Below are 22033 nucleotides of genomic sequence, written 5' to 3'. Positions count from 1 at the left end.
ATCACTTCCCCAGAACACGCCTTAAATACACCAAAGCTAGCGTTATGACAGGCTGACTTTATCCTTGACCAGCACATAAACCTCCCCATGCTTCGTGATGACAATCCGATCCCGTTGCTCTCCACTGGCAGCGAGCAACCGCTCCAATGGCTCGTGCAAAGGCTCCTGCGACAACTTGATCGTATCCCAATGAATCGGCACCAACACATTGGCTCCCGTATCGAGAAACATCTGCCACGCCTGTTCGGGGGTGCAATGTGCCCATTGGTATTTGTCCGGACTGTATGCACCGATGGGCATGAAACACAGATCGATCTCCCCCCGCTCGCGTAGACGGTAAAAATCCGGGGTGTAGGCGGTGTCTCCCGGAAAGAAGATCCGCGTGTCCCGCTTTTCAATTAAATACCCGGTATACCCATAATCCACATTCCATGGATAACGATTTCCCCAATGCTTTACCGGCACCGCTTTAATGGTCAGGCCGCATTCGCCCAGCTGAACTTCCTCTTCCCCGCTCAATTCCACAATTCGCCGGCATGGCAAACCTTTTAACAGCTTGGACGTGTTTTTAGGCACGACCATCAACACATCAGGGTGCGCCAGCCGCTTTAACGTAGGGATATCAAAATGGTCAAAATGGGCGTGGGACAACAGAATCACATCTACTTGTCCCAAATCATCATAAGTGACTGCTGGTTCAACATGACGGCGAGGGCCGATCTGCCAATCGCCGATCCCCAGATGCTGTCCGACACGTCTGCCTAGCACCGGATCTGTGATTACTTTCACCCCGTATATATTCATCAGTACGGTCGAGTGACCGATCCAACCAACTGTCACTTCTTCCGCAGACCACTCGGCCGGCTTGATCAACCGGTCCGGCTTCACCAACCGCGTCCGCCGCTTGGCCCGGCGAACCGACAGCACCGCAACCAATGCCGCTATGAGTATAAACCACAGAAAAAGGCTCATGTTCCCATCCCCTGCTTTTTTATATTTTTTACCATAACCCATTTTGATTAACCCATTATGCATATAAAATGAAACATTCATATAAATAAGGCAAGTCTCCTGGATGATGTGTTTATCCACTTATTTATGTTAACCTAAACAGAGATGCATCTATTATCACAACAGAAAGAGTGTCATCCAATATGATCCGTTTATTTGTGAGTGACTTAGACAACACCTTATTCAATGACAAAAAAACTGTGAATCCGGAGGACAAAGAAGCCTTAATGGCACTTGCCGACGCTGGAGTGCAAGTCTGCCTCGCCTCCGGGCGCATGGATAAAGAATTGGTTAGTGTGATGAACGAACTGCAAGGCGAGTTCCACCGCATCAGCCAAAATGGCGCGTTCATCTATGACACGAATAATCAACGCCTGTATTCCGCACACTTCGACGGGGACACGGCCCGCGAGTTGTTCCGGATCGCCGAACCCTATCAGCTGGTTGGCTTCATTAGCCAAGAAGATGGCATGTTTGTGCCGCGCAAAAGTGCGTTGGTTCAACAGATCGAAACCCAGATGCGCATGCCGATTGAAGAACGGGTCGATGTGCTCGACTGCCTAGGCACCTCCATTTTCGCCAGCAAGCTATGCTACATCGGCGACATGGACGAAATCAAAAAGTTGGAAGCCACGGTGAAAGAACATTTTGCCGACAGGGTTGACTCCTTCATTTCCGACCGGCATTGCATTGATTTCATGCCTCCTGGCGTCTCCAAAGGGGTGGGTCTCAAACGGCTGATCGATCACTTAGGCATGAAGGAAGAGGAAGTAGCCTGCATCGGCGATTCCTATAATGACATCTCCATGCTCCGACTGACGAAGCACAGCTTTGCGATGGCGGTCGCCGATGCCGCAGTAAAACAGGAAGCGACCCATACCGTAGCCTCTGTAGCGGAAGCAGCCCGCTGGGTATTGGCGTACAACAGCCAAAGCTCAGCAAAATGAACCCCTTGCCTCATCGGTCTAAACATTCCTGTTGAAGAAAGGAGGGATTATGCGATGGAACTTCTGTTTTTGGGCACCGGCGCTGGCATCCCGTCCAAACAGCGAAATGTTTCATCCCTCGCTCTCATCATGCCGGAATACAAAGGAGACACTTGGCTGTTTGATTGCGGTGAGGCCACCCAGCATCAAATCCTTGAACATCCCGTCCGCTTAGGAAAGATAAGCCGGATTTTTATCACCCACCTTCATGGGGATCATATCTACGGGCTTCCCGGTGTATTGGGAAGCCGTAGTTTTCAAGGAGCCGAGACGCCATTAACCGTTTATGGCCCCAAAGGTTTGCGTTCCTTTATTGAAGTAGCGATGCAAACCAGTTGCACCTACTTGCGTTATCCCCTCGCCATTCATGAAGTGGAAGAAGGGGACACATTGAAGGAAGGCCCCTTTACAGTGACGGTGGGAAAATTGGATCACGGCATTCCCTGCTTCGGCTACCGATTGCAAGAAGAAGAGCAATCCGGGGCCTTGGATATTGAGAAACTGAAAGCCGAAGGCATCCCGTCTGGCCCTCACTATCAAGAGATTAAACAGGGGAAAACGGTAACTCTCCCCGATGGGCGCGTCATCAATGGACAAGATTATATCCATCCCCCCAAACCGGGGCGCATCTTGGCCATCCTCGGAGACACCCGACCCACTCCTTCGGCGGAAGTGTTGGCGCAACACGCGGATGTGTTGGTTCATGAGTCCACCTACGGGGCGGGTCAGGAAGAGTTGGCCACCGCCCACCATCACTCCACATGTGTCCAAGCGGCCACTGTGGCCAAAAATGCCAACGCCAAAGCGCTGATACTAACCCACATCAGTTCACGATTCATGGAAGAGGATCATGTGCAATTGTTGAAAGACGCGCAAACTGTCTTCACTGCCGTCCAGATTGCGCATGATGGGTTCCGGTATCAATTATGAGCGTTTCGTTATCAGGCCATTCATCAACTACCCGGCGAAAACAGGTGCCTATCGATGAGGCGCCTGTTTTTTACAGGAGAGGCTTTTTGTCTTAACCGCACACGTTTTGGTAAAATATATCAATAAGGCATCTATCACACAAAGGAGGAGAACGCCCCATGCGCCGCCATCCCTTCGGGGTATCCTTGTTTAGCCTGCTTCTGGCCTGCTTGATGCCGGTTCCCGTTCTCGCTGCTTACGCTCCTTTATCAGAAAAAGAAAGCAAGCCACTCCCTCCCGCCAAGCGAGTGAATGTCGCCCTCCCGACCAGCTGGGATTTCCCCCTCCCCACTAGCCCGATCTTACGTGCGGGCCCACCATCAGCAGCAGGAATGCGAAACGAACCGCTACAAGCGTTAGACACTGCTCTGAACCGGGCCATCGAACAAAACCATATGCCCGGTGCGGTGATGTTGGTCGCCCGCCGCGGCGTTATCGTCAAGCACCAAGCGTACGGCTATGCCGCCAAGTACCGAGATTCCTCACGAACCCCTCTCGCCCAACCCGTTCCCATGACCAAACATACCCTGTTTGACGTGGCTTCGATCAGTAAAATTTTCACCGCCATCGCCGTAATGAAACTCTATGAACAAGGCAAATTCGCACTCGATGATCCCGTAAGCCGCTACATTCCCGAATTTGCTGCAAACGGCAAAGCGACCGTCACCATCAAACAATTACTGACGCACACATCTGGATTCCGCCCCGGCCTTCCCTTATATCAGGTGGATGGCAACCGAAATGACCGCCTGCAAGAAGTGTTCCGTTGCCCGCTCGACCATGCTCCCGGAAGCACCTATGTGTACAGCGACCTTAACATGATCACGTTGGGCGCTCTGGTGGAACGCCTCACCGGCAAGCGGCTGGATCAATATGTGAAAGAAACGATCACAGGGCCCCTGGGAATGGTTGATACGATGTACAATCCACCCGCGTCTTACAAGCACCGCATCGCCGCCACCGAATACCAGTCCAATCCCGACCGTGGGCTGGTTTGGGGTCAAGTGCATGACGAAAACGCCGCTTCCTTGGATGGCGTGGCGGGCCATGCCGGTGTATTCTCTACTGCCACCGACTTGGCCAAGTTGGGCCATCTCTTCCTATTACGCGGCCGCTACGGCACCACTCGCATCTTGGATGAACAAACCGTGGCCTTAATGGAACACAACTTTAACACCGACTTCCCCGGTGATGACCACGGCCTCGGCTGGGAACTGAATCAGGGATGGTACATGGACGCCCTCGCCAGTCCCCATACCGTTGGCCATACTGGTTTTACTGGCACTTCCCTCGTCGTCAACCGAGAGCAGGCCACCATCGCCATTCTGCTAACCAATCGGGTACATCCCACCCGGCAAACGCCTTCACTCAACCCAGTTCGGAGGGAAGCGGCGCGGCTGGCCGCTGACGCCATTCCTGTCGTCATGCGGAGACCGGCTTGGTTCGCAGGATACGGCGATGGATTAAACCGCACAATGACAGCCAATCTGCCAGCCTTGGCCGCCAAAAAAACATTATCCTTCGCCACTTGGCATCATCTCGAAACCAATGCTGATTTTGGCATTGTCGAAACATCTGCGGACGGTAAGACTTGGCAACCCTTGCATTCGGTCACTGGCAGGAGTGCATGCTGGAATCGAGTAAGCTTGTCCCTGCCTGCCAACGCCCGCTACCTCCGCTTTCGCTATCAGACGGATGTCTCAATCAACGGGCGGGGGTGGTATGTTGACCAACCCACTGTCAAGCTAGAAAACGGCGAGATACGCCCCCTCAAAATGACAGGAATTGAATGGCAACGAAGAGAACATTAAACAAAGCCCCTTCTGCGACCGCAAGAAGGGGCCACTCCAGTTAGCCAATCTGCTTTTCCTGTGCGGGTAAGGAGGATTCGGAGGCTTCCGCGTGCCGGTATACGAGTGCCAGCAGCACAAAGGCTGCCAGAGAAGCGGAAATCAGGTAAAACAGGGCATGTCCTCCCCACCCTTTGATGAGCAGTCCACCCATATAGGGCCCTAGCATGCTCCCTAAGCTGAAATGAACGGAGGCGATCATATTCGCTGTAGGGAGGTATTGGGAAGGCAACAGATCGGTCACATAAGCCAGACCCAAAGAAAAAATGGAACCGATCAGCCCGCCGATGAGGGAGAATGCGACAAACAAAGCCCAAGCGTTGGGCATCAGATGAGGGATGAGGAACATACCTATGGCCCCCAACGCGCACACAGCCATAAGCAACCGTTTGCGGCCGATTTTATCGCCCAAGATGCCTAGCGGAATCTGGAAGACCAAACTTCCCCACACAAAGGCGGAAATCAACACGGAAATCCATCCTTTGGAAATGCCCTCACGCAGTCCAATCACTGGGAAGTTGCCCGCCAGCGACGCTTCCAAAAAACCGTACAACAATGCTGGACACAAAGCGACCAAGCCGATCCGGTACACCACGGCGACATGGTGTTTGGTCGCCTTCTCTTCCTTTCTTTCGCTGGTGACCTTCTCTTGGTCTTCTTTTAGTTGCATTGCCAAACCAATCGTAACGACCAAAAGCGCAAACATCGTCCACAAGGGGACATGTTCGCCTAGCGACAGCAAATTCAGACCCAACGGGCCGATCCCAAACCCCAACCCGTAGAAGAACCCGTATTGGGAAATACGCTTTCCTCGTTCATTCGGCAGTGCGGTTGAGGTAATCCACAATTGGGTAGCATAATGAAGAAAACTGTCACCAATCCCCACCGTGAACCGCAAAGCGCTCCACACCCAGATATTGGTGAATAAAGGGATCAATCCAACCGCCACGGTGGTGATGCTAAGGCCCAACAAGATCATCTTTTTGTAGCCGTAACGCCCAACCATCCATGCGCACAGCGGTGAGGCAATCATGATGCCCACGTACAGTGCGGCTGCGCTCAGTCCGTTCACATCCGCGCTGACGCCCCGCTCCTCCAAGAACGTCGTCAGCAAAGGAATCAGCAAGCCTTGTGTCGACCCGGTAATACATACGACAAAAACCAATATGTAAAACCGTTTCATTGACCATGTTTGACTCATATCAACATCAGCCACCTTTTCATCATCTCCGCAAAGGATTATAGTGCCTGACAGGAAAATTAGCAATACGAAATAAAATAAGACAGGAGGAACCCCATTGTTTACAACATTTTCAGCCAATGGCTTGTTCAGTGGTGTCTTTGGTTCAATCATCAAAGCGATAATCATCCTGGTCTTGGCCGGCATCGCCTACGCCGTCATTAAACAAGTGATCATTCGCGCCACCGTGTCCAGCAAACGCTTAAACAAGGGCACTCAGCAACGCATTCAAACCATCCAAAGCCTCTTGGTAAACATCGCTTCCTATGTGATTTTCTTCATCGCTTTGGTTTCCATCTTGCCTGAATTCGGCATCAATATTTCCGCTCTGCTCGCCAGTGCTGGCGTTTTGGGACTGGCCATCGGGTTCGGGGCCAAAGACTTGGTCAGCGACATCGTCACCGGTTTCTTCATGCTGATGGAAGACCAAGTGCATGTTGGGGAAGAGATTACGGTAAACGGTTTTAGCGGCACCGTGGAGCATGTGGGCTTGCGGACGCTCAAACTTCGTTCAGCCAACGGTGACCTTCATTTCTTGCTCAACCGTGACATCAAATCGCTCACCAACCATTCCCGTGGCGTGATGCAAGCCACCGTCGATCTCCCCTTGCCCGCAGACATCGATGTGGAGAAAATGATCGCATACTTGGAAGAGACGTGCCGCAAAATGAAACACCATATCCCAGCAATTGTTGAGGGGCCGACCGTGTTGGGAGTGGAAAACATCAACACGACCGAAACCGTGATTCGCGTCTATGCTCGCACGGAAAACGGAGAACAGGCGCGCGTGGAGCGGGAAATGCGCAAAGAACTGAAGATGGCGCTGGACCAAAGTGAATTCGCTAAAGTCAGCGCAACCTAGGCCGCACGCAAAAAAGGCATGAGCCGGCAAACATCTCCTCTTTTCTGCGCATATTGGCTATAATAAGACTATTACCAATTGTGTTACGGAAAGGAGAGGAGTGGAGTTTATGTATCATATGACCGTGTATAGTGAGAATGGGGAAGTATTGATTGACCAAGCCGTGGAAGCTACGACAGATGCCGCTGCCAAACAGGAAGCACACCGGCTCTTGCAAGAAAAAGGTTACGAAACAAAACCGCATCGCGTCTTCCACCGCACAGGTCGCCTTGTCATGTTTAAGCCGCACCAATTTGACACCAAAACAGGCAAAGCCACAAACTGATCCAATCCGTCCCAAATCCCCGCTTGCCGGGGATTTTTCCTTTGGCTGGAGCTAAACTGGGGCGCATCCGATGAATAGGCTAGTAGCTCCAAAACCATTGTCTCATCCGCTTCACTTGTGCATCAGCGCTCCTCAAGAAAAGGGGTTCCGCCGCTTCTTCCCCACCCACTGGCTTTGCCAGACACACTCTAGATTGCCGCTTTTACACACCCGTTTCCATACTCACTCCATAGGTCACAAAAACGTAAACAATTAGCAGAACATTCGGATTGTATATTTTTACCATATTCCCTATAATATTCATATCGTTCATTCATTCCCTACTCATCGTCTCCGCTCCCATGACCCAATTCCCTTAAAGGAGTGATTCATTCATGTTGCACAAGAAACAGCTGTTTGCGTTAGTTGCCTCCTTGTCATTCGTTTGCGCCATCGTCTTTTCATCCAGCAGCTCTGCCGTTTATGCGACGGTTACGGAACCCCCATCCCCCCACACCCCCGTTTCCAACAAAGGCGCCACCATTCAGCCCGTCCCATACGGCAAAGATACAGTCAAACAACGCGATGGGGCTTATACCAAAGGGCACAAGGGCACCCAAGAACGGCGCGATCTCACAGCCTCCCCATCTGAAACCAAACCAGACGGCGGCGCTGGTACCGAATCAATCATCGGCGCAGACAACCGCACCCGGGTCACCAACACAGCCGTCTACCCCTATAGCGCCATTGTACATATCGTCAGCGACATCGGTGGATGTACCGGTTGGATGATCGGTCCGGACACCGTGGCCACTGCCGGCCATTGCTTGTATGATCCCAACGAAGACAAATGGGCCTCCTTCGCTACCGTCTATCCGGGAAGAGACGGCGACTACCTTCCCTATGGCTCCGCCGATGGCGTAGAATTCTTCTCCGTGACCGGCTGGGTGCATGACGGCAACACCAACTATGATTATGGTGCGATCAAGCTGGACAAACGCATCGGCGACTCCACCGGTTGGTTTGGATACCGATACCAATCCGGCTCCATGAACGGAACGGCTGAAAACATCAGCGGCTATCCCGGCGACAAGCCATACGGAACCCAATGGCAACACGCCGATCGCATTCGCGACACACACAAACACAAGCTGTTATACGCCAACGACACCTATGGTGGCCAAAGCGGCTCTCCTGTTTACCAAAACAGCTATGCCCATTGCGGTGTCTGCTCCATCGCGATCCATACCAACGGTGTGTACGGCGGCTCCAGCTATAACCGCGGCACAAGAATCACAAAAGAAGTTTTCGAAAATTTGAATACCTGGAAAGCGCAATGACGTCTATAAGATAGGGTGGGAGTTTCCCCTCTATCTTTTTTTGTTAAAGGAGGATCATGATCATGAACCGGACACTCTTTTCCAGCTTCTTCCTCTCTCTGCTTTCAATCGGTATGTTGGTCAGCACTGGATGCAGCAATCTCAGCGGAGACGCGCCCAATCCCCAACCGGGGCAACGCATCACTGTCACGGGCACTGTCGTGGACACAGACGGACATCCTATCGCCCAAGTCCTTGTCATGCCTGAACCTGCCGACGACAAAAGCGGACCCATTCCCGAAATCGCCGTCTACACGGACGCGGAAGGCCGTTTCTCCTGGACGGTTCCTCCTGGCACATATGACTTTGTCTTTCGCAAGCCAGGATACGCTATTCACAAGGAGCGAGTACAAGCCATATCTAGCAAACAAGCCCCCCACCTGCGAGTGCAACTCAAACCAAATTGATCCGCAAGAATTCCCCGTTTTCCAGAGGCAGAAAACGGGGTAACTGCTTTGATCATGAGCAAAAACAGGATGTATCGTGTTTACATCTTAAGGAAACTCAGATAACGTTGAACATATTGCTCCACTCCGACAATGATTGACAGGCCACTCCATCTTGAAAGGAGATAAAAAATAATGATGCGCACAACCACGCCGCTCATCCTGCTCTTTTGCTGCCTGCTCAGCGCTTGCGGGGGAACCGCGGAAACGACCAACCCGCACTCATCTGCCATACCAGAGCAAGCCTCACACCCGAAGACACTGACCAACGTATCCGGGCAAGTCTTGGACCAGCTGGGCAACCCTCTCCCTGGTGTCATCGTCACCCCCATTCCCACCGGATCGCACCCTGTCGCCTTGCCGCGCATTGTGCGTTATACTGACGCCAATGGCAAATTCACCTGGCCGGTGCCACCCGGTACCTACGATTTTACCTTTCAGCGCAATGGATACTTAGGGCAACGCATCTCCGTCGACACCACCAAGACAAAGGCACAAATCACCGTGCGTCTGATGCCGTCCACATAACAAACAGCCCCCTTCACATGGGGGCCTTGTTGCACCGACGGTGTGCTTGAGTAATCCATTCGACCACATTGGCGTCAGAGGTTTTTCAAACCAAAGGAAATATAATAACCACGATTATTTATTTTCAGTCCTTTTTATCTGTTATGATATTCATCTTTGGACGTTCTCCAATATGAAAGAAAAGAGGTGTCCCATCAGAATACTTGCTTAACTCTTTTTGTAACCATTTCTCAGCCTGTTCAACGTACAAGCAGTGTTTTTCGTTTCATTGAAAACTTTTTTGAAAAAACGAAGCTCTTTCAGGAAACTGCTGCTCCGAAATGAGAAAAGCGCGATCTTCGACTTTGACTATATTGATTTTCTTTGATTCTTCATGCATTGTACACCCTGCCAAAACGAAAATAGAACAGAAAATGATGATCAAATTACGCATGAACTACTTCCACCTCCATTAAATACGACGAAAATAACAAAAAATGTTTCGGATTCAAAAAATTACGAGCTGTATGCACAGCCTGCCGGATATATGCACTTAGGGGAATAGTTCAACCGCTCCCAACAAGTAAGGAGACTTTTGGTTAGTTCCTGTCAGGAAGATAAATAGGTTGATCACCCCTTTTAGCATCGGTTCTGTTCGGATCTGCGTAATCGTGAGCGAACAACTTGGCGACATCAGGATCGATGGTAAATGAAGAGAGTGGTTGGAGCGCATGTCGAACGACAACGCCATTGGCCACCACATTTTCACTCTTTGGAAAGTTAATGCCGCGGCATAAAGCAATTAACTGCGTGACTCCAATCTTTCTGAAGTAATCTGCGGTGTGAGCTTTCATCAATTTCAATACTTCCCCAATGGTCGCTCCATGATGACTGTAGAATGGATTGGTGCTAGCACCTGTAAACCGGCTGACATCGGCTTGATCCAAAGCAAATGTGTCGCGAGCGGCCAATTGAATCGCCTCCGCCAGCATGCCTTTGGAAGACGTTTGAGCCCATTGGCAGATCAGCTTGCCAATCGCTTCCTTCGCCAAGCAATCCGGATATTGGATGTGAATGAAATAGTCCGCCAAATCCTTGGCCAACCTCTCCAAGCCGGAAAAAAGATCAGGGTTAGTGATTCGGGCAAATATTTCATCAACGATTCTTTTCTTAGTGACTTGAGCACTTTCTCTGGTGTTATTAGAGTCCAAAACCTGCTGGAAGCGAATCTCTTCATGATTCACCTTAGCCCATGTATCAGGTTCTGGGATCACAGTATCCACTTGCATAAAATCAGCGAGTGAGGCCATGTCAGAAGATGGTGGAATGGAATGGTTGTGTCAGGTGAGGAGTTGGTTGCCGGGTTAAAAGCTTAATGATGTCTTCATTTTAATAGTTAGTCACTATAATCGATAAATCATTTACGATAAGATCAGTCTTATTTCCGCTATGTGAATAGTCATCTCCGCACATCAAACAAACCCGATGACAAACTGGCATCGGGTTGATCGCTTGCTTATTTGTACAAAACGTCATCTCTTAAAGTCGCCACTTTATTTAATGCGGTGTCGATATCCGACTCAGCCACACCGAAGTGAGCGAGGGCATCATGCAAGTGCTTCACAATCGCGTCAAAATGCTCTGGTTGCAGGTTCATGCCTTCATGTGCTTTTGCCATGGACCGACCGCTGTATTGATTTGGACCGCCCAATGCGAAGCTGATAAATTTGGTCTGATGGCGGCGCTGTTTCTCCATGTCGGTGTTCTCAAAAAAATGGTTTACTGTATCATCTGCTAATACCAATTCATAAAAGTAGTCAACGACTTTGGCAATGGTTTCTTCTCCGCCAAGCTTTTCGTAGAGCGTGCTTGTTTGAGGCATAACCCTGTTCCCTCCACTTTTTTCTTTCTGTTGCAATTCCCTTTGTATTATGAACACACGACTTGGTTTTATACATAGAAAAAAGCGAAAGGGGCGTTTGCTTCATTTGGTCATAACCTGCAAAAATTCCTGCATGAATGCCTTCTTCTGCATGCTGATGGCGATCCGGTGTATGATTTTCCCAGGTTCACTAGGGGCAGGGATTTCTCTGAAATCGGCCACACTTGCTCCTCTGGCCACCGATGTGGCAGATTGCACGACTGCCACGGAACGATCAATAAAAGTAAACCAACCTTCGTTGACCACGGCGCTGACCGGCACCAAGTCATGCAAGGGGCCACCGCCAAACGAAGGGTTGGTATGTTTGTATGCCTGAAGATAGAAATTCAGCGCAGGTTTGATGATGATTTGCGCGCGGGTTTTCTTTCGGCGGTCGATCTGATCGACCATGCAGGGAGTGGCAACTGCAGCTTGGGTGACGTTGAGGGGAAAGATGCGGGCGCACTTCGGCCGGATACGGCGCAACACAATATTGGCCGCAACAGGGTCGTGCCAAAAGTTGGCTTCGGCGATCGGAGTGACGTTGCCTGGAACCAAAAACGCGCCTCCCATCATATAATAATGGTTTACTTGTTTCATCAGTTTCTCATGTTTGAGAAACATCTGTGCCAATGAAGTCAGCGGACCCAAATTCACAATGTGCACGTCTTCCTGATTGCGCCGAATCAATCCGAACAGCTCTTGGTCACTGTAAAGTGGCATGCGTTGCGGAGCGGGACGCAATGATCCCAAACCCGCCGGACCGTGGAAATCCGGGTAAAAGGCGGGCTGCAAACCGGCCAATGGTTGCATTGCCCCTGCAAAGACAGGAATATCTTGGCGGCCTGCCAATTTCAAAATATACTGGGTATTGCGGATAGCATATTTTCTGGGAGTATTTCCAAAGCTGGCGACAACCCCCAACACGCGGATGCGGGGATGCAAAAGAGCATAGATTAATGCGACTGCATCATCAATGCCGACATCGGCAAACAACAACACTTTTTTCTTATCCATATCCACCCTTCCTTTGATCAGCTGTGTTTATTTTCTTGTACGTCAAATACGCCAATGCTCATGGCAGTACCGAACGATTGAGTACTGATATGAATAACATATGACCGCCTATGCCTGTTTCACCCGTCAAATTTTCGGTTGTATGCGTCCGTTTCAGCGTTGCTTCCGTTCACGGCACTCATCTGTTTATCGACAATTCAGTCAACTGCTTGCCGGGAAAATGCAAAAGATGCAACCAACAATCTTTTAGAGCGTGTCTGATGAATAAGCCAGCGGCTCCAAAACCATTTTCTCATCCGCTTCACGCGTGGCGGAAGCGCTCCCCGAGAAAACCGCTTCTTCCCCATGCCAGACACACCCCAACAACTGCTCACTCAGCAATGAAAATTGCGGTCATAACTTAGCCCAAAAAAATTACCAATTCTGCCCTAATTAAAGGAAAAGTCTGTTTTCCATCGTTTAAGCGCTTTAATTCATCTTGAAATATCAGAAATCACTCTTCTTTTATTAGAAAAAACAGTGTAATCTATAGATTGATGGGATGAAAAATATGATCCAACCTATCATTTTTTTCACAAAGGAGGGATTTGCCATGAAGATGAAGTTCTCTTTTCTGTTTCGGAACCATGAAGAAACAAGAGATACTGACCGATACACCTTATTCTTACAAAACGACATCATTCCCAATATCTTAGAAGTCGAGGGAGTTTCTCACGTCGAGCTTTGCCATTTGGCCCCGTTTACCTTTGCAATGACACAGGATGGCGCCCAAACGGAGCCACAACATGTGCTGCAAATGGACATTTATTATGATAGTGTCATCGACTTCCAGCAAGCGATGAATTCTTTCAATAACGCTTATCTTGTGGATGAAATCGTGAAAGCGTCCGAATACACCGACTTGTACATTTCCTGCATTGTTGACTATACGCCGGAAAACGTTTAATGCCTGTAATTGAAAGCCACACCTTGGTTCCGCACTTATCTATTACAAATAGAACAATGGTCTGATCCATATCATATTGAGCAACCTTCGCAAACGGCAGCGAAGGTTGCTTCTTTTTGCGCTTTTCTCCTCATTTCCAATCCTACCCATTCATAGAATTTATTAATTGATTGCAATAAACAAATCCAAAAAATATTAATTTGAATTTATAATTATATGTATTTCTGGTCAAAAAATTAGCTCACTTGTGTTATGAAATAGTATAATTAAAATATTGAATACCCATACATAGAGGTGAACATTCACGTGAAGCCGAGTTCTATTGCTATTATCGGAATTGGAAGTCATTATCCAGGTGCATCCGATTTAAAAGAACTTTGGGAAAACATCCTATCCCGACGGCGGCAATTTCGAGAAATGCCTAAGCAACGGTTGCCGCTCGATGAGTATTATGATCGACGAACTGACGCCCCTGACAAAACATACGGCCGTTTTGCCGCAGTGATTGACGGTTTTTCATTTGATTGGGCTCAGCGACGCATTCCTAAGGCCACTTATGAAGGTTCCGATATTGTACATTGGTTGGCGTTGGAGGTAGCCTCACAGGCATTGGCCGACGCAGGGTACACCCGGGACAAGATCCCTAAAGACAAAACAGGGGTCATCGTAGGCAACACCTTGACCGGCGAGTTCACCCGCGCCAACACCTTGCGGCTCCGCTGGCCGTATGTCCGCAAGACCCTTCGGGCTGCCGGCAAGTCCCAAGGTTTATCCGACGCGATGATTAAACAATTGGAACAACAGATGGAGAGCATCTATAAGTCAGCTTTCCCACCGGTTACGGAAGATACGCTGGCTGGCGGATTGTCCAACACCATCGCCGGACGAATATGCAACTATTATGATCTGCACGGCGGCGGCTATGTCGTTGACGGCGCATGCTCCTCTTCCTTGCTGGCTGTGGCCACGGCTGCCGGAAAATTGGCGAATGGCGAGCTGGATCTGGCATTGGCCGGTGGAGTGGACATCAGCCTTGACCCATTGGAAGTGGTAGGTTTCGCCAAAGCTGGCGCATTGACCAAAAACGATATGAATGTGTATGACCGTCAATCCAGCGGTTTTATTCCGGGTGAAGGCTGTGGCTTCATCATGATGAAACGGTTGGAAGACGCCAAGCGGGATGGCGATTATATTTACGCTGTCATCCAAGGATGGGGCATCTCTTCCGACGGCAAAGGCGGCATCACTGCCCCCAAAGCGGAAGGACAAGCCCTGGCTCTGCTTCGCGCATACGAAATGGCCGGTTATTCTCCGCATGAACTGGATTTCATAGAAGGACACGGTACCGGTACCGTCCTTGGCGACCGCATTGAATTGCAAGCCATCAACCAAGCACGAGCAGCATATGGAGAACCGCAGGCGCGCTCTTGTGGGGTCACCTCCTTCAAATCTTTGGTCGGCCACACCAAAGCAGCTGCCGGCATCGGCGGACTGATTAAAGCCGTTTTGTGCGTGAACCAACGCGTACTTGCACCAACTGCTGCTTGCCATGAACCAAATGACATTTTCCAAACCACTGCGCAGAGCATCTATCCGATCCTGCAAGGGGAAATTCGCGCGCCAGAAGAACGTCTTCGCGCCGGGGTTTCCGCGATGGGTTTTGGCGGCATCAATTGCCATGTCACATTGGAGTCGGCCGATTTGCCCAAGCCAGAGCTCAAACCGGAGCTTGACGAGAGAGCATTGCTCGTTTCCAACCAGGACACGGAGCTGTTTGTATTTGCCGCTGACAACAAAGAGGACTTGCTGGCTCAAATCAAGGAGACCCAACAGCTTGCGGCTGGCATCAGTATCGCAGAGTTGGCCGATTTGGCCCATCTGCTCGCTGAGCGGGTAAAGCCAAAAGCGAAGGTTCGGGCTGCACTCATCGCCGACCATCCTGACCGTTTAGCAGAAAAACTGGCCTTTGTGTCGGATAAGCTGGAACAGGCTTTCCCGGCAAAAGGGGAAGTATTCACTGATATGGATAAACAGGTCTGGATCAGCAATCAAGTAAGTCGGCACCGTGTCGGATTCTTGTTCCCAGGCCAGGGATCGCAAAAGTTGAACATGGCCCGACTGCTGGTCGAACGCTTCCCTTGGGCGCGGGAAATTGCCGAGCGGGCGTGGGAAGCCGCTCCAAAAGCACAGAAAAAAATGTTCCGTCCCCTTGATCGGGCACGAGATCGTGAGGAACTGAACACATGGTCCAAAGAACTAAGCCAGACAGAAGTGGCTCAACCAGCCATTTGCTTAGCATCTACGCTGTGGCGAACATTTTTGGAAAAGTTGGGCATTCAACCCCAATTCACCGCCGGACACAGCTTAGGCGAGCTGACAGCTTTACACACTGCGGGTGCTTATGATGAAGCGACACTGTTCCGTCTGGCGGCAGCCCGGGGCAAAGCGATGTCTGCTCCGGCGGAAGAGGCAGGAACGATGGCCAGCCTGCGTTGTAATCGGCAAGAAGCGGAGGCGTTGTTGGCTGATGTGCCGGGTTACGTGGTGATCGCCAACCTCAACAGCCCGTCGCAAACCGTAATATCCGGTGAAAAAGAAGCGGTCGCCGAAGTGGTAGCTCGGGCACAAGCACGCCAGATTCAAGCAATCCCACTGTCTGTGTCCAATGCTTTCCATTCCAAATTGGTCGAACAAGCCTCTCTCTCGTTGCGTAAACAAGCTCCGTTGCCTGCTGAGCCAGTGGCGTTGGCTGTTCCCTTCATTTCTGGCATTGACGGTGAGCGGATGGACACACTTGCAGACGGAAACGATTATTTCGCCCAGCAGATCGTGGAAAAAGTGAATTTTGTCTCCCTGCTTTCCACAGTAAAAAACCAATGCGATTTGCTGGTGGAAGTCGGTCCTGGACGGGTGCTGACGGGATTGGTGGCTGAGAGTTCCATCAACTTACCCTGCTTCCCTGTCGAATCAGCACCGGGCATGCTGCAAGATCTGCATCGCTTTTTGGCGGCGTATTTTACACACGGTGGAGACGTGCAATGGACATGGTTGTATGCAAATCGCCTGATCCGTCCGTTTGTACCAGCTGCTGAAAAAGCATTTATTGTAAATCCTTGTGAAAACCCGTTAACCATTCCCGAATCCCCATTCAGCGGGACGGCTACTGTATCTTTGCCGGAACCATCCGACCTGCCGCCAGGGGTGTGGGAAAGATATCTGGAAGAGCGAGGAGCCTTTTTGTACGATGTGATTCAAGCTGATCTCAAACATATGCGCCTGACGCCCTCTTCCGGGCAGCAAACCGGGCATGCGCCGACGCCGTCCATTGTTCGGCCGACGCCAACATCCACAGAGCCCACAGCGCCATCGACAAACGCCCCATCTGTCACTCAAGCGGCAATTCAGTTGGCCGCAAAACAAACGGGGTATCCGGCCGCATCGATCACGCTTAATCATCGGCTGTTGGATGATTTAAACCTGGATTCAATCAAATCGGCGGAATTCGTCTCTTCCTTGGCGCAACAGTTTGCGGTCGCTGACAAAATCGATCCCGGCGATTTCGCCAATGCCACCTTGGCTGAAGTGTGCCAAGCGCTGGAGATGCACATCGCTCCAGTCGCGAACCAAACCGGGCAACCGGACATATCTCAAACGTTGTTGCAGTTGGCCGCTCAACTGACTGGTTATCCGGCGGATTCGATTCGCATGGACATGCGTTTGTTGGATGATTTGAACCTGGATTCGATCAAATCGGCAGAGCTCGTCTCTTCCTTGGCGCAACAATTTGCAGTCGCTGACAAAATCGATCCCAGCGATTTCGCCAATGCCACCTTGGCAGAAGTATGCCATGCGCTGGAGATGCACATCGCTCCAGCCGCAAACCGAAACCGGCTGCCGAATGTTTCGGAAACCGTGTTGCAATTGGCCGCCCAACTGACTGGATATCCGGCTGATTCCATTCACATGAACATGCGCTTGCTGGATGATTTGAACTTGGATTCCATCAAGTCGGCGGAGCTCGTCTCTTCCCTGGCGCAACAATTTGCGGTGGCTGACAAATTGGATCCCAGCGATTTTGCCAATGCCACTTTGGCAGAAGTGTGCCAAGCACTGGAACCACATGTCGCGTCGAGTGGCCAAGTAATCGAAAAGATTGACGCCGCCCATTCTTTGTTGCGCTGGGCTGCCCAACTGACCGGTTATCCGGCTGATTCCATTGATATGGATATGCGCTTGTTGGATGATTTGAATTTGGACTCCATCAAATCGGCTGAATTAGTGAGCCATGTGGCCAAAGAAATGGGCGTAGAGGAAAAAGTAGACCCGAGCGATTTCGCTAACGCTACCTTGAGAGAGATCGAACAAGCTCTCACTCCGGCGCCAGTTCAGCAACCTGTTGTTGCCCCTGTACCGGCACCGGTTCAATCAGAGCATGGGGAACGCGCATGGGTGCGAAACTTTGTTATCAATTATGTCGAAGCACCGCGCCACAGCTCAGCTCCTCTCTCCTTCCCGGAGACGACACGCTTCTTGCTGGTCGCAGAACCGTCGGAGCAAGCCTGGGCGCAAGCACTGGTTGCGGAATTATCCAGCCACCAGATACCAGTAGAGCTGTCCACCTTGGCAGAATTGTCCGCACAAAAGCAAGCGCGGCAGGAAGAAATCAGCCATGCCGTGGTCATTTTGCCGCAAGCGGATGACAAAGAAGAATTGACGGAGATGGTCAAACGGTTGCAATGCGTGATCACCCCCGGCAACGGACTAAGTTACCGGACGTCGATCAGTTATATCCAATTTGGCGGTGGCCTGTTCGGAAGCGGCACCGAACCGATTCAGCTGGCTACCTGCACTGCTAACTCTTTTGCCGCCAGCCTTCACATGGAACGTCCAAACGCCGCCATTCGAGTGATTGACCTGAGCCCGGCGTTATCTCCTGTGAACATGGCGAAACCGATTTTGGAAGAAATCATGGCAACAGAAACGTTTGTATCCGTCGGTTATGACCAAAACGAAATCAGACGCGTTCCGCAATCTGTCGTTCAACAGCCTCAAACCTACCCTGCCCGCGCTATCTCCTGGACTGGTGAGGATGTGGTGCTGGTAACCGGTGGGGCCAAAGGAATTACGGCAGAATGTGCATTGGCAGTAGCCCGGACAACCGGCGTGAAGATGGCCTTGGTGGGCCGTTCCGGCGCAGACCATCCGGATGTGCGTCGAACCCTGGCGCGATTCCAAGAAGCAGGATTAATTTGCCGTTATTATGCGTGCGACATGGCCGATCAAGCCGCAGTCGAGTTGCTGATTAACCGCGTGCGCGAAGAACTGGGACAAGTGACGGGGGTCATCCATGGGGCTGCCTTAATGAAGCCGCGACGGGCTGAACAAATCACTTTGGCTGGATTCATGGAAGAGATCGGCCCCAAAGTGTTGGGCGCGTTTAACCTGGTGAAAGCACTCCAAGATCAACCGCCCAAGCTGTTTGTAGGCATCTCCTCCCTGGCGGGTGTCACCGGTATGGCCGGAAACACTTCCTATGGATTCTCCAACGAAGCGTTGCAATTGATTTTGCGCCGATTTGGCATGGAGCATCCAGAAACCGAAGTACTTTCCGTCGCTTTCAGCGTATGGGATGAAGTCGGTATGGGTGTACGGGCCGGTAGCATCGACTTCTTGGAGAAGAAGGGAACCTATGCCATTCCTGTCGCGGAAGGAGTGGGCCGGTTTGTCCATCTGTTCCTGCACGATCCAGCGGCGAAACAAGTAATTATCACAGCCAAGCTGGGCGGGTTGGACACTTGGCATCCTCGTCCTGTGCCAAGAGAGCGCTCCTACCGATACATCGGGGACATTCTTTACGATCATCCCGAAGTGGAGCTCATCACCCGTGTTCGCTTAACGTTGGAGCAAGACTCGTATGTAAAAGATCACGTGTACAACGGCACTTATCTGTTCCCTGCCGTATTTGGTCTGGAAGCGATGGCTCAAGCCGTCTCTTATGTCACTGGCATCGTTGATTTCAGCCATGCCCAAATCGAGGACATTCGCTTCTCCTTGCCGATCACGCTTGATCCGCACACTGGGGCGCTGATAGAAATCCGCGCGGAAGTATTGGAAGATGGTCGGGTTAAAACGGAAATTCGTACAGAGAAAAATGGGTTTACCAAACCTTACTTCACGGCGACGTTTGCGTTCCCGGCTGAGCGTGAGACGATCACGGAACCCATCACCTTCCCGGCACAAGCATTGCCCATCGATCCAAAAACCGATCTGTACGGACCACTCCTGTTCCAAGGTCCTTCCTTCCATCGGTTGGCGGATGTATACGAAGCATCGCACGATCCGGAGCAAAAAACCGGTCATTGCTTGTTCACCGCCCAAACTGGTGAAGGGGAATATGTGCTCGGTGATCCTTACTTCCACGATGCCTTGTTGCAATCTGCGCGAATCATCACACCGCAAGACTTGTGCTTGCCTGTGAAAATCGATTCCTTCCAACACCTGGGACAGGGTCTGGCCGGGTCGGGAATACGACGCGCGGTAACAAAGCTACAACAGCAAACAGATACTTCCTATACCTACATGGTAGATGTGTTGGATGAACACAACCGAGTCATCCAGCGCCTGAACGGCTACCAAGTACACTTGATGGAGCGCTTCCCAGAACTGCCGACGGCAAATGAGCTTTGCTCACCGGCATACATCGATGAACAGCGATTAGCGAAGGCGATTCAGTCGCATGCGCACACGCTGGAGGTGGATGTACCGGTCATCACGCTCACCCATTGTCCCGGCATTCATCAACAACCGCGCGAAATGCGCCATGAAAAGCTCCTGCCGTTGTATCAACGAGCAATCGCCTTGGCCGGTGGAGACGAAACATATCCGCTCACTTGGGATGAAAACGGCAAACCTCATGTGACAGGGCAAAACGGGTCAGCTGTCCGTTTCCATGTTTCGTTCTCCCATGACGACGAAATCTCCATCTGCACCGTCGGTCAAGGAGAGCAAGGTTGTGACATTCTTCCGATTGACGACAAACGGGGCGAAGAAGAATGGCATCGCCTGCTGACATCCAATCACCATCCGCTGTTACAAGCGTTGGTAGCACACGGTGATTCAGTCTCACTGGCTGGCAGCCGCATCTGGAGCGCCCGGGAGGCAGCCGAAAAGGCCAGCGGGGAAAAAGTGCGGCAATTTGAAATCGGACAGCGAGCCGACGGAGCAGTATTGCTGCGTGCGATCACAGACACCGCCGAGCTGACTGTCCTCACTTTGCCGGTCCAATTATCACTACCGGTGAAGCGGATGGTGGCCGTTGTCATCGTCTGTCAACGTGAGGAAAAAGACACCACACCATCCTTCGGTGAGTTTCATCCCGAACATGGCTTTGTCTATCGCTTCCCGCTCACATTCAAAGACGCGGCCACGTTGAGCCGGAAAGTGAGTCTCACCCGCTTCGCCGAATGGATGGGCAAAGTCAGGGAGTTATCCCTCTCTACTGTCCAAAGCCGGATTACGGAGCAGTTTGCCTCCGGTAAATGGGGCATGGTAACCAATTTCGCCCAAACAGAAATTGTTGGTGAGGCCTCATCCGATGATGTGATTGAAGTTCACTTACAAATCGATCATATCCAGGACAACCAATACATGGAGCTGGTGTACTACTGGTACAAAGTGTCTCCGAATGGAGCATTAGACCTGATCGCGACCAGCCGACAAGGGTTGACGTGGGTGGAAATCATCGGCCACGGCGTGGTTCGCCCTGCTCCGTTCCCTGACTACTACGCGCAATTCTTGCGGGAGAAATTGACGGTCATGGGGCACAACGGCCCGGTCACCCGCACAGAAACGCCTTTGTCCAAAGAGTTATTGGGGCCAGTGGTGTTCACCGCTCCGTCGGGTCCGGCTAATCGCTGGGTGTTGCAAACGGGCACCTTTGAAACTTGCTTGGAAGAGTCCAATCTTGTCGGCAATGTGTACTTCTCCAACTATACCGTGTGGCAAAACCGGGTGCGCGACCGCTTCTTCCACTCCCTGGCACCGGAATTGTTCCAAGGGACGGGAGAACATGGAGAGTGGGTGCCACTGAACAACAAAGTGCACCACTTGCGGGAAGCCATGCCGTTTGACACGATTGAAGTGCACATGTCCTTGGTCAAACGATATCAATCTGGATTAAGCCTGTTTTTTGAATACTACAGATTAGACGAAAACGGCCAAAGACATAAGCTGGCATACGGAGAGCAAGAAATTGCTTGGATGACGCGGGACGAACTGGGCAACCCGCAACCGGCTCCCATTCCCGAAGCATTTGATAAAGCCTTGTCGCAAAAACCGGTAGGGGTCCTGTCCTAACGGACATCCATCCTAAACAAGGGGTTGGCATCTGGCCAACCCCTTTTGTTGTTGTCCCTGGCAAGCTCGGCAATTCTGATGCATCATTCTTTTGACATCCGCCTAACCATGCCAGATAATTGAGAAGAAACATAAAAGCCGATGAGGAGGTGAATGCGGACGTGGTTTGAGTTCCACGAGATGATCCCAATGCTGGTATCCATCAGCGTCATCTTGACCCTTTTACTCGCGTTCAAACTG

The 22033-nt window shown here is 51.1% G+C and carries 16 protein-coding genes; 10 read left to right on the top strand and 6 right to left on the bottom strand.

Translation table 11 applies throughout. The features are described 5' to 3' along the window. Positions 1 to 42: 42 nt before the first annotated feature. Positions 43 to 972 carry an MBL fold metallo-hydrolase gene (locus NYR52_RS03300; RefSeq protein WP_259436271.1) on the bottom strand — a complete coding sequence of 310 codons (930 nt, stop codon included), beginning with the start codon at positions 970 to 972 and terminating at the stop codon, positions 43 to 45. Positions 973 to 1154: 182 nt separating this feature from the next. Between NYR52_RS03300 and NYR52_RS03295 the strand changes: the two genes are divergently transcribed. From NYR52_RS03295 to NYR52_RS03285, 3 genes are all read left to right on the top strand, one after another. Continuing rightward, complete coding sequence (locus tag NYR52_RS03295; RefSeq protein ID WP_259436270.1) at positions 1155 to 1958, top strand: HAD family hydrolase; 804 nt, start codon at positions 1155 to 1157, stop codon at positions 1956 to 1958. Positions 1959 to 2012: 54 nt separating this feature from the next. Further along, entirely contained in the window at positions 2013 to 2927 is a 915-nt protein-coding gene (gene rnz / locus NYR52_RS03290; RefSeq protein WP_259436269.1) for a ribonuclease Z, read from the top strand. 158 nt (positions 2928 to 3085) lie between these two features. Further along, positions 3086 to 4777, top strand: a complete 1692-nt coding sequence (locus NYR52_RS03285; protein ID WP_259436268.1) for a serine hydrolase domain-containing protein — start codon at positions 3086 to 3088, stop codon at positions 4775 to 4777. A gap of 40 nt (positions 4778 to 4817) precedes the next feature. On the opposite strand, the gene NYR52_RS03280 is transcribed toward NYR52_RS03285, so the two are convergent. Then, a complete protein-coding gene (locus NYR52_RS03280; RefSeq protein WP_259436267.1) occupies positions 4818 to 6170 on the bottom strand; it encodes an MFS transporter in 1353 nt (450 codons plus the stop codon). On the opposite strand from NYR52_RS03280, the gene NYR52_RS03275 reads away from it, so the two are divergent. From NYR52_RS03275 to NYR52_RS03255, 5 genes are all read left to right on the top strand, one after another. Next, positions 6115 to 6918 (top strand): mechanosensitive ion channel family protein, encoded by an 804-nt coding sequence (locus NYR52_RS03275; RefSeq protein WP_259436266.1) that lies wholly within the window; start codon positions 6115 to 6117, stop codon positions 6916 to 6918. The genes NYR52_RS03280 and NYR52_RS03275 overlap by 56 nt on opposite strands. A gap of 109 nt (positions 6919 to 7027) precedes the next feature. After that, entirely contained in the window at positions 7028 to 7243 is a 216-nt protein-coding gene (locus tag NYR52_RS03270) for a YhzD family protein (protein WP_022737856.1), read from the top strand. Positions 7244 to 7617: 374 nt separating this feature from the next. Beyond that, positions 7618 to 8562, top strand: a complete 945-nt coding sequence (locus NYR52_RS03265; RefSeq protein WP_259436265.1) for a trypsin-like serine peptidase — start codon at positions 7618 to 7620, stop codon at positions 8560 to 8562. 62 nt (positions 8563 to 8624) lie between these two features. Then, the gene (locus tag NYR52_RS03260; RefSeq protein ID WP_259436264.1) at positions 8625 to 9008 is read left to right on the top strand and encodes a carboxypeptidase-like regulatory domain-containing protein; all 384 of its coding nucleotides are present in this window, start codon (positions 8625 to 8627) and stop codon (positions 9006 to 9008) included. Between the two features lie 174 nt (positions 9009 to 9182). After that, complete coding sequence (locus NYR52_RS03255) at positions 9183 to 9575, top strand: carboxypeptidase-like regulatory domain-containing protein (RefSeq protein ID WP_259436263.1); 393 nt, start codon at positions 9183 to 9185, stop codon at positions 9573 to 9575. 265 nt (positions 9576 to 9840) lie between these two features. Here the strand turns inward: NYR52_RS03255 and NYR52_RS03250 are convergent, their stop codons facing one another. The 4 genes from NYR52_RS03250 to NYR52_RS03235 form a co-directional block, all read right to left on the bottom strand. Next, entirely contained in the window at positions 9841 to 10008 is a 168-nt protein-coding gene (locus NYR52_RS03250) for a hypothetical protein (RefSeq protein ID WP_158283166.1), read from the bottom strand. 145 nt (positions 10009 to 10153) lie between these two features. Next, on the bottom strand, positions 10154 to 10828 hold the full coding sequence (locus NYR52_RS03245; protein WP_259436262.1) for a hypothetical protein: 675 nt from the start codon (positions 10826 to 10828) through the stop codon (positions 10154 to 10156). A 242-nt stretch (positions 10829 to 11070) separates the two neighbouring features. Further along, positions 11071 to 11436 (bottom strand): group I truncated hemoglobin, encoded by a 366-nt coding sequence (locus NYR52_RS03240; RefSeq protein ID WP_022737849.1) that lies wholly within the window; start codon positions 11434 to 11436, stop codon positions 11071 to 11073. A 102-nt stretch (positions 11437 to 11538) separates the two neighbouring features. Then, positions 11539 to 12492 (bottom strand): nucleoside hydrolase, encoded by a 954-nt coding sequence (locus NYR52_RS03235; protein ID WP_132219643.1) that lies wholly within the window; start codon positions 12490 to 12492, stop codon positions 11539 to 11541. Positions 12493 to 13084: 592 nt separating this feature from the next. On the opposite strand from NYR52_RS03235, the gene NYR52_RS03230 reads away from it, so the two are divergent. Both NYR52_RS03230 and NYR52_RS03225 read left to right on the top strand, forming a co-directional pair. Continuing rightward, positions 13085 to 13438, top strand: coding sequence for a hypothetical protein (locus NYR52_RS03230; protein ID WP_132219642.1), 354 nt, complete (start codon positions 13085 to 13087; stop codon positions 13436 to 13438). A gap of 306 nt (positions 13439 to 13744) precedes the next feature. After that, positions 13745 to 21793: a type I polyketide synthase gene (locus NYR52_RS03225; RefSeq protein ID WP_259436261.1), complete on the top strand. Its 8049-nt coding sequence runs from the start codon at positions 13745 to 13747 to the stop codon at positions 21791 to 21793. Positions 21794 to 22033 lie beyond the last annotated feature (240 nt).

The organism is Laceyella sacchari (assembly GCF_024927925.1).
Taxonomy (GTDB): Bacteria; Bacillota; Bacilli; order Thermoactinomycetales; family Thermoactinomycetaceae; genus Laceyella; species Laceyella sacchari.
The sequence above is the reverse complement of the archived record's forward strand: the minus strand, read 5'-3'. Positions and strand labels throughout refer to the sequence as shown.